This window comes from Natronorubrum halophilum (genome assembly GCF_003670115.1).
In the GTDB taxonomy this organism is placed as follows: domain Archaea; phylum Halobacteriota; class Halobacteria; order Halobacteriales; family Natrialbaceae; genus Natronorubrum; species Natronorubrum halophilum.
Genome location: NZ_QQTY01000005.1, coordinates 228,677 through 241,695 on the forward strand (window position 1 = coordinate 228,677; position 13,019 = coordinate 241,695).

16 protein-coding genes are annotated in these 13,019 nt (G+C 63.8%); 6 read left to right on the top strand and 10 right to left on the bottom strand.

Annotation, left to right across the window (positions count from 1 at the left end):
* Positions 1–75: 75 nt before the first annotated feature.
* On the bottom strand, positions 76–441 hold the full coding sequence (locus DWB23_RS19955) for a DUF7344 domain-containing protein (protein ID WP_121744542.1): 366 nt from the start codon (positions 439–441) through the stop codon (positions 76–78).
* Between the two features lie 487 nt (positions 442–928).
* A complete protein-coding gene (locus DWB23_RS23800) occupies positions 929–1,051 on the bottom strand; it encodes a hypothetical protein (protein ID WP_275086328.1) in 123 nt (40 codons plus the stop codon).
* Between the two features lie 221 nt (positions 1,052–1,272).
* Between DWB23_RS23800 and DWB23_RS19965 the strand changes: the two genes are divergently transcribed.
* From DWB23_RS19965 to DWB23_RS19975, 3 genes are all read left to right on the top strand, one after another.
* Positions 1,273–1,908, top strand: a complete 636-nt coding sequence (locus DWB23_RS19965) for a ribonuclease H family protein (RefSeq protein ID WP_121744543.1) — start codon at positions 1,273–1,275, stop codon at positions 1,906–1,908.
* Positions 1,909–2,020: 112 nt separating this feature from the next.
* A complete protein-coding gene (locus DWB23_RS19970) occupies positions 2,021–2,491 on the top strand; it encodes a DUF2240 family protein (RefSeq protein ID WP_121744544.1) in 471 nt (156 codons plus the stop codon).
* Positions 2,492–2,515: 24 nt separating this feature from the next.
* Positions 2,516–2,893 (top strand): hypothetical protein, encoded by a 378-nt coding sequence (locus tag DWB23_RS19975; protein WP_121744545.1) that lies wholly within the window; start codon positions 2,516–2,518, stop codon positions 2,891–2,893.
* A 102-nt stretch (positions 2,894–2,995) separates the two neighbouring features.
* On the opposite strand, the gene DWB23_RS19980 is transcribed toward DWB23_RS19975, so the two are convergent.
* From DWB23_RS19980 to DWB23_RS20000, 5 genes are all read right to left on the bottom strand, one after another.
* A complete protein-coding gene (locus tag DWB23_RS19980; RefSeq protein ID WP_238717519.1) occupies positions 2,996–4,696 on the bottom strand; it encodes a twin-arginine translocation signal domain-containing protein in 1,701 nt (566 codons plus the stop codon).
* 331 nt (positions 4,697–5,027) lie between these two features.
* Positions 5,028–5,699: an HAD family hydrolase gene (locus DWB23_RS19985; protein ID WP_121744546.1), complete on the bottom strand. Its 672-nt coding sequence runs from the start codon at positions 5,697–5,699 to the stop codon at positions 5,028–5,030.
* 102 nt (positions 5,700–5,801) lie between these two features.
* Positions 5,802–7,079, bottom strand: coding sequence for a cation:proton antiporter (locus DWB23_RS19990; RefSeq protein ID WP_121744547.1), 1,278 nt, complete (start codon positions 7,077–7,079; stop codon positions 5,802–5,804).
* Between the two features lie 35 nt (positions 7,080–7,114).
* Entirely contained in the window at positions 7,115–7,609 is a 495-nt protein-coding gene (locus DWB23_RS19995) for a cation:proton antiporter regulatory subunit (protein WP_121744548.1), read from the bottom strand.
* A 200-nt stretch (positions 7,610–7,809) separates the two neighbouring features.
* A complete protein-coding gene (locus DWB23_RS20000; protein ID WP_121744549.1) occupies positions 7,810–8,178 on the bottom strand; it encodes a methylglyoxal synthase in 369 nt (122 codons plus the stop codon).
* Positions 8,179–8,290: 112 nt separating this feature from the next.
* Between DWB23_RS20000 and DWB23_RS20005 the strand changes: the two genes are divergently transcribed.
* Complete coding sequence (locus tag DWB23_RS20005) at positions 8,291–8,716, top strand: VOC family protein (protein WP_121744550.1); 426 nt, start codon at positions 8,291–8,293, stop codon at positions 8,714–8,716.
* An 83-nt stretch (positions 8,717–8,799) separates the two neighbouring features.
* Here the strand turns inward: DWB23_RS20005 and DWB23_RS20010 are convergent, their stop codons facing one another.
* A complete protein-coding gene (locus DWB23_RS20010; protein WP_121744551.1) occupies positions 8,800–9,084 on the bottom strand; it encodes a hypothetical protein in 285 nt (94 codons plus the stop codon).
* Positions 9,085–9,360: 276 nt separating this feature from the next.
* Between DWB23_RS20010 and pyrF the strand changes: the two genes are divergently transcribed.
* Complete coding sequence (gene pyrF, locus DWB23_RS20015; RefSeq protein ID WP_121744552.1) at positions 9,361–10,158, top strand: orotidine-5'-phosphate decarboxylase; 798 nt, start codon at positions 9,361–9,363, stop codon at positions 10,156–10,158.
* A gap of 520 nt (positions 10,159–10,678) precedes the next feature.
* Here the strand turns inward: pyrF and DWB23_RS20025 are convergent.
* Both DWB23_RS20025 and DWB23_RS20030 read right to left on the bottom strand, forming a co-directional pair.
* On the bottom strand, positions 10,679–10,942 hold the full coding sequence (locus DWB23_RS20025) for a hypothetical protein (RefSeq protein ID WP_121744554.1): 264 nt from the start codon (positions 10,940–10,942) through the stop codon (positions 10,679–10,681).
* 5 nt (positions 10,943–10,947) lie between these two features.
* A complete protein-coding gene (locus tag DWB23_RS20030) occupies positions 10,948–11,139 on the bottom strand; it encodes a hypothetical protein (protein WP_121744555.1) in 192 nt (63 codons plus the stop codon).
* A gap of 269 nt (positions 11,140–11,408) precedes the next feature.
* Here DWB23_RS20030 and DWB23_RS20035 point away from each other — a divergent pair, with 269 nt between their 5' ends.
* Positions 11,409–13,010 (top strand): GTPBP1 family GTP-binding protein, encoded by a 1,602-nt coding sequence (locus DWB23_RS20035; RefSeq protein WP_121744556.1) that lies wholly within the window; start codon positions 11,409–11,411, stop codon positions 13,008–13,010.
* Positions 13,011–13,019: the final 9 nt, after the last annotated feature.

Consider the following 13,019-nt stretch of genomic DNA (forward strand, 5'->3'; position numbering starts at 1 on the left):
AAACGGCGGGCGGAATCGATGGAGTAGTGCTGATCGCGGATACGGGTAAAAACGACGGGCGCCGGAGGAACCGGCTCAGAGCGACGGCAGCTGGCGGATTTCGGGGTCTTCCTCGGTCTGTTTGAACTGCTCCAATAGCGGCTTGATGTCGTCGAACCCGTTCGCGAGGACGACGTCGCCGCTTCGCAGATCGTACTCGATGATGCCGTAATCCTCGAGTCGCGGCAGGTGGTTGTGAACCAGCGAGACGTAAAGCCGCTGCCTGGTCTCCTTGTCGATGTGAGACGGACGCACGTCGTATTCCCAGGCGGCGATCTGGGCCACGACGTCCTCGAGGTTCGTCTCTCGGTGTTCCGCCAGTTGATAGAGCAGGTACCGACGCTCGGATTCCGCGAGGAGAGAGCAGGCTGCTTCCATCCGGGTGGCGTTTGCGTCGTTCATACTCGTTCATGGCACCCGGCCATATTACACCTGCTGCCAACACAGATTGGTTTCGTAATCCGAACGGTCGCCCTTTGTTACTCGTAAATGCGTTAATTCCGGGCGTTACAGCGAGTCTAACGGGGTTCGTTAAAAAGAGCCGTCGGTCTCCGCTCGCCCCGGTTTAACTTCTATCTGTTATGTCTGCGAGTCCGGTTCGCCGGTCTTTCCATGGAGGTGGTAAACGGCCGGGTGAGATCCATCCGCGAGATCCGGATTGGAGCCGTCGACTTCCGGCGGCGTCGGTTTGGACAGTGGAGAACCGAACCCACTCAGGACGTCGGTTATACTATCCATGTTGTCGACGGCGGAGTCCATCGACTGTCGAAATTCCAGACTGTCGAACGGCTCGACCTCGTTTTTCATCGGCAGGAAAATGGTGCGGAACGACGTCACTTCCAGACTCGGGCGTCGTCGGGTTCTACGTCTCGACGCCGTTAGGTTGGACTTAGTCGATGAAGGTTGTCTCGTCGGCCAGCAACGAACTTACGCGACCGGAGTCGGAACGTTCGCCTTCGAAGATCAGCTCCTCGAGGTCCGGGACGTCGCCCAGTTGCCTCGGTAAGTTCACCAACGTACGTCGATAGATACTCTGGTTGACAGCACCTTTCATATCCCGTAGAATGCCAGATGATTGGTTGCAGATATTGGGGTCTAGCGGCCGTTATACAGTGGTCCACACACTAAGGTACGATTCCGTACGTCGAACCCACAGTATAAATCATCCGTCGGTCTGTCGCACGGACCGATTTCTGGCATAACTTTAAGAAACCTACGACTCGTACTACGAGTATGGCCGCTCACGGCCGGTCCGCACTGCGTGACCTGTTCGACGAGTCGCCCACACCACATATCGCCCACCCCCCACACACCCATCATCGTGACTTCTACGTCGCTACTGATGGGTCGTTTCGGGAGTCGGGCGGTGGACTGGGCGCCGTCATCGAAACGCGCGACGGCACTCGCGTTGCCCGCGTCGCGACGGCGGATACCCCGCCCGACAACAACGTGGCCGAGTATCGAGCCCTCCACCTCGGACTCGACGTACTGGCCGCTCGCGCTCCGCGAGACGCCTGCGTCGGTGTCCTCATCGATCACGACGCACTCGCCAGCAACGTTAACGCCACCATTCTCGCGACGAATCACCCGGACGGGAAAGCGCCGCGACCCGTTTCGGTTCCCGCCGCAACGCGTCATCACTGGCGCGGGATTCAGGCCCGACTCAACGGCTTCGCCGAGGTCCGGGCCGCACGCATCGACAGCGACCAGAACCCTGCACACCCGCTTGCGAACACGCCCGAACACTACCAGCACGTCAACCGGGAATCCGACCGCTGCGTCCTCTCCGAGACGCCGGACCCGGCCGCAGCGGAGTTCCCACCGCCGTCCCGGGCCAACCGCAACGGCGGCGGACGCGCCTCGGACTGACGACCGCGTCGAGTCCGACCTCGAGTCACGTCTGCGAGGGACGTCGCAGAGTCGGCCGTTTCGGCGACCGGAACCGCCATCGTTATTTCGTCGTTCCGGCGATGCATAGTCGATGAGCCTTCGCGTCGCGGTCGCCGCCCCGTTCATCCAGAACGGTACCGAGTCCCTGCAGGAAAACGAATTCGTCGTCGCGCTCTCGCTCGATCGCGACTGGTTCTCGCCCGACCAGTCCAAGCGCCTGATCGACGTCGCGACGCGGGACGGCCTGCTCGAGCGAACCGACGACGGTCTCGAGGTGACGTTCGATCCCGCCGCGGTCACCGTTCCCGAGGAGTTCGTTCCCGACGAGGACCTCCTGCGGGAACGCTCCGCGTTCGAACGCGTCCTCGACGCGCTCGTCGCCGACGGTGTGGAGAAACACGAGGCGGTCGGCGCGATCAATACGCTCCAGCAGGAACTCGGGCTGACGATCGAGGTCGCCGCCGTCGTCTACGCCCGCCGGGAGGGAGTCGACGTAACCGACCTCGTCCCCATCGCTCGCTCGGCGTTGGACGGGAGCGATTCCGAAGCCGAAGGGCGTTAGTCTCCGGCCGACCGACCGGCACGTATGGTCGAGGAGCGCATCACCGACGGTCGCCGAATCGCCGAGTTACTCGCGTCCGAACTCGACGGCCGCGAGGACGGTCTACTCGAGTTCGTGCGCGTCACTAACGCCGATCGCGACGTCGAGCCGACGGCCGACGGATCGCGCGCGTACGACGTAACGTTCCGTGACGACCGAATCGCGCAGGCGTTCGTCCACGAGGACCGAGTCCGCCTCGAGTTCGAGAGGGGACAGGACGTCGCAGCCGAGACGGGCGACGAACTCGAGTTACGCGTACGGCCGAAAGCGACCCGGCCGCCACGAACGCTCGTTTTCGCCGAGAGCGGCGCGGCCGTCAAACGAGTGACGGACGTGGTCGTAGCCGTGAGCCGGTCGCTGTAGTCGCTTCGCTTCGTCGTCGTTCGCCTCAGCAGTCGTCGGACGGTACGCGGCCGGAACAGGCGTCGCCGAGCGGGGAACTCGAACGACGTGCCGTCTACCCTCTCAGTCGTCGGCGTCGTGCCACGGCATGTCTCCTTTCCACTCGTCGCCGGTCGCGCCGGCGCGCGGATAGCGGCTGAGGTACGACTGTTTGTCGTCGACGATCGCCCCGGCCGGCCCCTCGACGGTGACGTCGACGAGCAGCGTGTCGAACTCCCAGGCGTGGCGGCCGTCGACGAGGCGGCCAGCAGCGCGGGTGCCGTCGTCGCTGACCCACGTGCAGTCGTCTTCGATGGCCGCGCCGTTGTACGTCGACGGCTCGATGGGACCGTCCTCGATTTCGAAGTAGTAGTCGGTCGGCTCGTCCTCGCCCTCGGCGACGAATTCGTACGTGTGTTCGAACTCGCGTTCGTCCGCGCCGTCAACATCGTCATCGGCGTGCCACGGCATATCGCCCTTCCACTCGTCACCGGTCGCGCCGGGGAGGGGGTACCGATCGAGGTTCGACTGGACGTCGTCGACGATCGCCCCGGCCGGCCCCTCGACGGTGACGTCGACGAGTAGCGTGTCGAACTCCCAGGCGTGGCGGCCGTCGACGAGGCGGCCGGCAGCGCGGGTGCCGTCGTCGCTGGTCCACATGTAGTCGTCTTCGATGGCCGCGCCGTTGTACGTCGACGGCTCGATGGGACCGTCCTCGATTTCGAAGTAGTAGTCGGTCGGCTCGTCCTCGCCCTCGGCGACGAACTCGTACGTGTGGCGAAGGTCCTCGTGGTCGCCTCGAGCAGTGCTCGAACCACCGGAGCCGCCGGAAGCGGCCGCTTCGGGTGACGTTGGAACGCCGTCGGGGATCGAGAGATCCGGGTCGCTCGAGACGGCGCTGCCGACGGTGACGGTCGAACCGCTCGTGCGACGGATGTTGCCCCGGATCCCGCCGCTCTCGAAGGTGGCGCGTCCGGGGGAGCCGTTCGCTCCGGCGACGATCGCGGACGGATAGGGACCGTCGGCGAAGTGGGAGTCGCGGATCGTCACGGTGCCGCCGTTCCAGACCCAGACCGGGCGACCGTTCGTTTCGGAGTAGCCGCCGTAGCCGCGCCCGTAGTCGGTGTCATCGTTGTACGCGACGCAGCCGACGATCGCGTCGTCGGCGCTCGCACAGCGGAAGGTCGTCACGCCGTTGTTCTTGCCGAAGCAGTGCTCGAATCGGACGCTGCCGCCGTGGGCGGTGTTTGAACAGTAGAACCCGTTGTTCGGCCATCCCTGGACGTTGCAGTGGCGAAACGTCACGTCCGCGCTGTTGTTTCGGTGCATGAAAACCGCACCGGGTCCGTGGACGAAACTTTCCCCCTCCTTCGTCGAGCCGTCGCCGAGGTAGACGTTCTCGACGAGGATATCGCCGTACCCGGCGTCGATCGAGATCATGAACCCGTCGCCGCGGTGGAGTCCCTCGAACCCGATATTTCGGATCGTCGAGTTCGTTCCGGTCACGTACAACAACACCGAGTTGCCGTTCGTGAGGTCGATCAGTTTGTTCTCGAACGTCTCTCCCTGCCCGATCCGAATGGTCTGTCCCCGCGCCGTGATCACGTCGTAGTCCTCACCGGCGGCGCTCGCCGTCGATGCGAAGCCCGACGCCGCTGCGACACCGCCTGCGAATTTGAGGTACGAACGCCGATCGAAACGAGTGCGTACGGCCTCGCTCGAGGCGTCGCTTGCGTTGTTCACCGCTTCGTTCCCGTCATCCGTCGCTGCAGAATCGCGTGCCATGCGATCGTGTAATTCTGTTTTTCCTATATAAGCTTTCCCCAATTTTTGAATGAAATAACGAGATAGTCATACTATCCTGAACAAATGGTGAATTATAACGCTTAAATATCATTATACTTTATACGACGAAACGGCGCACATTCCAGGCTGACGGCGTGCGTTCGGTAGCGGCGGCGATCCGATCGCTCCGCTCGTCGGATGGCGGTCCGATCTAACGTTTACGAGCGTCTACAGAGCGGACCAGATCGATTTCTCGAGGCGTAGGAGGAAATTTGCTGGCAGCGTTGGAGGACACGCAGACGAACGAACGCACAAGAATCGAGTCCGCTTCTCACGTCCCGTTGCAGTACCGGGATGCGACGAGTGACGGAATTTTCGCCGCGACGTCGGCCTGGTGGACGTGGGCGACGGCACGCGGGTCGGGGTCGGGGCCGTCCTCGAGCAACACCTGTATGGCCTCCAGTCCGGCGTTCGTCGCGCCGTAGATGTCTGCTTCGACCTCGTCGCCGACGTAGATCGCGTCCTCGCGGTCGATGTCGAGTTCGCGGAGGATCGCGTCGAAGGCGCGACGGTCCGGTTTGCCGGCCTCGAGTTCGCCCGTCACGAGCGCGGCGTCGAAGGCGCGTTCCCAGCCGAGCGTGGTGATCTTGTCCCGCTGGGCGCGGACGGGACCGTTGGTGAGCAAGCCGACGCGATACTCGCGTCTGAGGTCCTCGAGCATGGATTCGACACCCGGTAAGGGCTCGAGCGACGCCGCGATCGTTTCGCGGTAGGCGTCGGCGACCGTCGCCGGATCGGCGTCCGTCTCCCGCCCCTCGAGCAGATCGGCGAAAATCGGTTCGCGCGTCTCGCGGGTGAGGTTCTGGCGATGGGCCTCGAGGTACTCCTCGCGGGTGAGCGCCGGCGCATCGGCGGCGGCGGTTGCCGCCTGCAGAATCGTCGCGCGGTCCTGCGTAGGCACGGCGAGCGTGTAGTCGAGGTCAAAGACGACCGCCCGTGGCATGGGTGTCCCCGGGGGCTCGAGGGGGTTGAAGCTATCCCTTTTCGCTCGCGGGCCGACGCGAGACGATCACGACCGTGAAACCCGAAGACGGCGCTCTTGCGATCAGTCGTCGCCCGGCTGTGGCGACGGCTCGGACCGTGACTCGAGCACCGGGACGACGGCGGCCTCGATCCTGTCGGAGTACTGCATGAGCGTCGTTCCGAGGATGCTCATGAACAGGACGTAGCCGACGGCGAAGGCGTAGAGGTCGTTCGCGACGCCCTCCGTGAGGCCGGTTCCCGCGCCGGCGAGAGCGAGACTCGCGATGATGAGCGAGAACTCGCCGCGGGTGACCATCCCGAGTCCGACGCGAAGCGAGCGGCGCTCGTCTAAGTCGTAAACTCGGCCGCCGATGTAGCCGCTGATCAGCTTCGTCGGTGTCGTGAACAAGACGGCGGCCGCGATGATCCAGAGGACGTCGTAGAACAGCGTCGGATCCGTGATCATGCCGATCCAGAAGAAGAACACGGCGGCGAACGTATCGCGGACCGGTTCGAGCAGGTTCTCGAGATCGTGGACGTGATCCGTCGAGGAAAAGGCCATCCCGACGAAGAACGCGGCCACGGCTTCGCTGACCCCGAGCGCGAGCGCCGCACCCGAAACGAGCACCGTGATTCCAAGCGCCCGGAGGACGATGAACTCGTGGGAGTCGGTCTCGAGGCTGCGCTGGAACCACGCGGTACCGAAGTACACCAGCAGGAGTAACCCGAGGATAAAGCCGACCGCGATCCCGATCTGACCCAGCGCCTCGCCGACGTCGCCGCCGCCGAAGACGAGCGCCGAAGCGATCGCCAGATAGACCGCGATGAACAGGTCCTCGTAGACCAACGTCCCGAGCATCGGGTTGGACTCGTCGTTTGCGATCCAGCCCAGATCGATCAGCGACTTCGTGATGATCGCGCTCGAGGAGATGTAGACGATCCCGGCGGTGAGGAAGGCAGCGAGGAACTCGCCGAACAGGAGCCAGCCGAGCGCGAACCCGATTCCGAAGTTGATCCCGAGATCCCACGTTCCGGCCGTCCCGATCTTCTTTTTGGCCGCGATCAGGCGATCGAGGTTGAACTCGAGGCCGAGGAAGAACAGGAGCAGGACGATCCCGAGTTCGGCACCGACGTAGATGAAGTCGGTTTCGACGAGCGCCAGCTCCGAGCCGTGCGGGATGGCCCCGTCGCCGAGCAGGGCCGGGAAATCGACTCGGCCGAGGACGTACGGACTGAGTATCATCCCGATAACGATGTAGAACGGAATCACCGACTGGTTGATCCGATTCGCGAGGAGTCCGGCGAGGCCGACGGCCGCAAAGAGGATCCCGAGATCGATCAGCGTGGTTTCAGTCGCCACTCTCGCTCACCTCCAGCGATGCCAGCATCGAGCGGTCAGGCCCCACTCTCGTCGCCGAGCAGTTTTTCGAACTCGGTACAGTCCTCGCGATCGCCGACGACGACGAGCGTGTCGCCGGGTTCGATGACGGTCTCCGGCGTCGGCGGCGTGATGAGTTCGTCGTCGCGCTGGACCGCGATGATCGAGATACCGACGCGCTCCCGAATTCGAGCGTCGCCGATGGTTTGACCGGCGATCTCGGCGGCTTCAGTGACGCCGTACCACTCGATGAACGTGTTATCCGAGAGCATCGTCTCCACCCGATCGGTCTGGACCGGTTGGAAGTACGCCCCCTCGAGAATCGTGCCGACCTTGCGTGCGAGTCGATCGGACACTTCGAACAGTTTCTCGCTGTCGGCGTCGGCGTCCGCTTTCTTGTAGACTTCCCGCTTCCCGGTGTTGTGGGTCACGATGACGAGCCGTTCGCCGCCCTCGAGTTCGACCTCGAATTTCTTCCCGACGCCGGGGAGGTCGCTCTCGTAAATAGTCATACGTGAAGATCCGGAGGCATCGCTAATAAATTGCGTGACACACCTCGTGTCGGTGAGCGCAGTGTATTACCGGCAAGCGGTGTGGATCGGTCGCTCGATGTCGACGCGGACGGCGGGGCATACGGTCTGCTGTAAGTCGTTTCCGGTACAGCCGGGACCCGTCATGCGGTTGTACCGGTAAATCGTTACAGCAGACCGTATCAGTCGGCGAGGCCTTCGATCAGGAACTCCGCGGACGCGAGGTTCGTCGCCAGCGCGGTGTCGTGAACGTCACAGATCCGGAGCAGTGCCGAGATGTCGGGCTCGTGGGGCTGGGCGCGCAGCGGGTCCCGGAGAAACACGACCCCGTCGAGACGGTCCTCCGCGATCTCGGAACCGATCATCAGATCACCGCCCAGCGGACCCGACTTCTTGCGCTCGATTTCGAGGTCTGTTTCCGCCATCAGGCGCTTGCCCGTCGTTCCGGTTGCGATCAACTCGTAGGCTCGCAGTTGTGATTCGTGGGCCCGTGCGAACTCGATGAGATCCGGCTTCTTCTCGTCGTGGGCAATGAGCGCGACGCGAGTCATACGCGGACTATCGACCGCCGGGGAAATATACTGTCGGGCGGCGAGATTCGCGCGGCGGTCGCCCTCGAGCGGAGCCGAATGGTTTTCCCGTCTGCTCTGACGATCACGTGGTATGACCGCCTCGACACTCAGCGCCCACCACGTCGGTATCACCGTCAACGACCTCGAGGAACTCCTGGCGTTCTACCGGGACGTCCTCGGACTGACAGTCGTCGACCGGTTCGCTGTCGGCGGCGACGCGTTCGCCGATGCCGTCGGCGTCGAGGAGGGACGGGCCGAGTTCGCCCACCTCGAAGCGGGCGGGATCCGAATCGAACTCGTCGAGTACGACCCCGAAGCGCGAGGCTCGCCGGCCGCGGGGCTCAACCAGCCCGGCGCGACACACGTCGGACTCGCGGTCGACGATCTCGAGGCCTTCTACGCGGATCTGCCCGAGTCAGTGTCGACGATCAGCGAGCCGCGGACGACCGAAAGCGGCACGTCGATCCTGTTCCTTCGCGATCCGGAGTCGAACCTGATCGAAGTGCTCGAGAGCTGATCTCGAGGACCGAACCCTGACGCGTGAACCGAACGCCCGAAAGGGTGCTGACGAGAGGAGACGGCGAGACGATCAGCAATCGGCTAGGATCGCATTACGGACGACTCGAGCGTCGACCGAACTTCCTCGACGGTGTCGTCACACGTCGAACAGACGCGCTTCTCGGAGTCGATGTAGACGGTTCCGCAGGTCGAACAGTGAAAGAGGTTCCCCGGCGCATCCGGGTTCGTCGGCGACGGATCGGTTACCGGCGCGTGATCCATGGCGTCGTCCGCCGGCGGATCTTCGCCGGCGAACAGCGTCGATCGAATCCGTTCTCGGAGACGGCCGAAGTGGGAGTTGGATTTTGCGTTGGTTCGAGAAGCCATACTGTAGACATCCAGTATACTATCCAAGTAGTTGCTGTCTAAAGGATTTGGAGGTGGAGCGATCGTTCCGGAACGATATCGATCCAAAAACGGTCGAATTTCCGCGCACCAGCGACCGTTAGGCCGGTTTCCGGTACACATCCGGTCGCGAACGAGTCCCATTGTTGGGACATCATACGGTTGACAGTATCCGGTTACCTCGGTCATACTCGAGTGTTCACTGACCGTCCCAACGGTATAGCAACCTTTTCGACCGCCGCGTGACCACACGCAAGCATGAACTTCTTCGATCGCCTGCACGACCGGATTCGGACGGTCGACAGCGTCGTCAGCATCGGCCTCGATCCCGATCCGTCGCGCATTCCCGACCACCTGGAGGAGTACGACCTCCCTCGCTGGGCGTTCAACCGCCGGATCATCGACGCGACCCACGAACACGCGGCCATCTACAAACCGAATGCCGCCTTCTACGAGGATCCCGACGGCTGGCGAGCCCTTCGAGAAACGGTCGCCTACGCCCACGGCAAGGGCGTGCCGGTCCTGCTCGACGCGAAGCGAGCCGACATCGGAAACACAACCCGACGGTACGCCGAGATGCTCGAGACCGTCGACGCGATTACGGTCAACCCCTACATGGGCCGAGATTCGCTCCAGCCGTTCCTCGCGGACGAGGAAGCCGGCGTGTTCATCCTCTGTCGGACCTCGAACCCCGGGGGCGCGGACATTCAGGATCTCGAACTCGAGACCGGCGAACCGGTCTACGAGCGCGTGGCCGCGCTGGCGGACCTCTGGAACGAGAACGACAACGTGGGACTCGTCGTCGGCGCGACGCAACCCGAGGAACTCGAGGAGTTGCGCGAGCAGGTCCCCGATCTGCCGTTCCTCGTGCCGGGGATCGGCGCACAGGGCGGCGACGCCGAAGCCGCGGTCGAGTACGGCCTCGCCAAGGGCGTCGGATTGGTCAACTCCTCGCGCGGGATCATCTTCGCGGGTGAAGACCAGGGAGAGGAGTTCGCGAAGGCGAGCGAGCAGGCCGCCAAGCGACTAAAAAAGCGGTTGAATCAGTACCGGTAGCGACCTCGAGACGGTGCTGATCAGGATTCACAGAGCGGCCAATCCGTCGACATCGTAGACAAGATCTCATCATCCCCGATCCGATAACTGAGCTGCAGGCAAGTCTGTTCGTCTCCCTGACCGAGTAACGATCCGGACGCTCGGTTATCGCTCACAACTGCGTGATACCCCGACCATTCGCGGTCCGATTCGGACTCGATAACGACCTCCCGGTAAGCGTCAGCATCGAGTTCAAAATCGTGCCATTCCCCGAGCCCGTCGTCGGATTCGAGCACGAAATGGAACGTGTGGAACTCGGCCGTCTGATTCGATAACTCGAGATGGAGCACTCGGAGCGGATCGGTATCCGTAGAATCACTACAGCCAGCGATTCCGAGCAGAAGTACAGCGCTGCCAAACGTAAACCGACGACGGCTGACGGGCATAGTGACCGATCTAACGAACGAAATAAAAACACCCGGTTTTCGGTCTGGTCACAGGGGATTCAGAAACAACAGCGCTCTCCGACCAGCAGTCTCCGTCACGACGACTCTGCCTCACACTCCGCACTGGTCACGCGCCCAGCGATCCGCCCGTCGACAATTCTATCGAGGAGTTCGACCGCGACCGGCTCAGTCGGCGGGTGATCCTCGAGGCGATCCACTCCCTCGACGACGGCGATATCCAGCGGACTCGAATCGCGCGGGTGCTCGGCGACGAGGACTCCGTCGCGCTCCTCGAGGGTGAGACAGAACCGCTCGCCGACGGCCAGCGAGTCGCCCAGCAGGTCGCGGATCGAGGTCATGGAGGCTAGAGCCGGTTAATGTCGACGTCTTCCGACTCCGACGGCGACGGTTGCGTCGGATCGGCCTGGCCGGCACACTCGACGCAGAGGCCCTTGCCCTCCTCGAAGTGGATCTCGCAGGCGAGCGTGCCGCAGTTCGCACACCGCTCCTGGGCCGGTCGGGACTCGCAGATCTGACAGAGGCCGCTGACGCTCATAGCGGACGTAGGGGCTCGACCGACTTGAAAGCGGGGCCGGAACCGTCCGGTTTCCGACGGCGATACGCTCGCGTCGGAGTTTACGACCCGCGGGTTCGAAGCGACTACGCAACCGTACGAGTACGTCCGTGCGCCGCATTCTCGTCGGGCGATCGGCTACATTCACGCCGAAGACCGACGGTCGGCGCGTTCTTGCGGTTCCAACCGATCATGCACCAGGGTAACAATGTACGGGAAGCCTTTTGCTATGTGGGACACTACCGGGGCACATGAGCCGTGACCGGGCTCTCCTCGAGCGAGCCCTGGACCGTGGCGAACAGGACGGTGGCAACGTCGAATTCAAGGAACGACTGTCACGCGACGTCCACCTCGAGGGTGGACGCCGGGAGAGTCTGGCCGCGCAACTGCGCCACCGGATCCTCTCGGGCGACGGCGAGGCGACGTACGTCGTCGGCGTGACGGACGACGGCGGCCTCGCCGGAATCGATCCGGACACGTTCTCCGAGACGATGGACGTCCTCTCCTTGCTCGCCGAAGAAGCCGACGCCCACATCGACGACGTACAGACGTGGGGCATAGAAGGCGGACTCGTCGGCGTCGCCATGGTGCAGGAGGGCGGCGTCCTCGAGACGGACGACGAACATGTCGTCGTCGGGACGGCGGGTCACGTCGACCACGGCAAGAGTACGCTCGTCGGCTCGCTCGTGACCGGCAAGCCGGACGACGGCGACGGCGCGACGCGTGGCTACCTCGACGTCCAGCCCCACGAGGTCGAACGCGGGCTCTCGGCGGACCTCTCCTACGCGGTGTACGGCTTCGACGAGGACGGTCCGGTCAGGGTCCGGAACCCGAACCGAAAGGCGGACCGCGCGGAAGTCGTCCAGAAGGCCGACCGACTCGTGTCCTTCGTCGACACCGTCGGCCACGAGCCGTGGCTCCGAACCACCATCCGCGGCCTCGTCGGCCAGAAACTCGACTACGGGCTTCTCGTTGTCGCGGCCGACGACGGGCCGACGCGCACCACTCGAGAGCACCTCGGCGTCCTCCTCGCCACGGATCTCCCGACGATCGTCGCCATCACGAAAACCGACGTCGTCGACGACGAGCGCATCGAGGAGGTCGAACGCGAGGTCGAACGACTCCTCCGCGAGGTCGGCAAATCGCCGCTTCGAGTCGCCCGTCACGGCATCGACGCCGCCGTCGAGGAGGTCAGCGAGCGCGTCGTCCCGATCGTCGAAACGAGCGCCATCACGATGGACGGCCTCGAGACCCTCGACGAACTGTTCGATCGGCTCCCGAAGACGTCCCAGGACACCGGCGAGTTCCGGATGTACGTCGATCGGAGCTACTCGGTGACCGGCGTCGGCGCGGTCGCCTCGGGGACGGTGATGTCGGGCGAAGTCGAGGCCGGCGACGAACTCCTGCTCGGGCCGATGCCGGACGGCCGGTTCCAGGCGGTCGAGGTCCGCTCGATCGAGATGCACTACCACCGCGTCGACAAAGCCCAGGCGGGCCGGATCGTCGGCATCGCGCTCAAAGGCGTCAAGGAGAGCGCCATCGAACGCGGGATGGCCCTGTTGCCGCGGGACGCCGACCCCGAACCGGTCCGGGAGTTCGAAGCCGAGGTCATGGTGCTCAACCACCCGACCCGGATCGGCGACGGCTACGAACCCGTCGTCCACCTCGAGACGATCGGCGAGGCCGCTGCGTTCCATCCCGACGACGGCCGCCTCCTGCCGGGCGACACGGGCGAGACCAGCGTCCGATTCAAGTTTCGCCCCTATCTCGTCGAGAAGGGCCAGAAGTTCGTCTTCCGCGAGGGCCGGAGCAAGGGCGTCGGGACAGTAACGAAGGTTCACCCGATGGAGTGATCGTTCGTC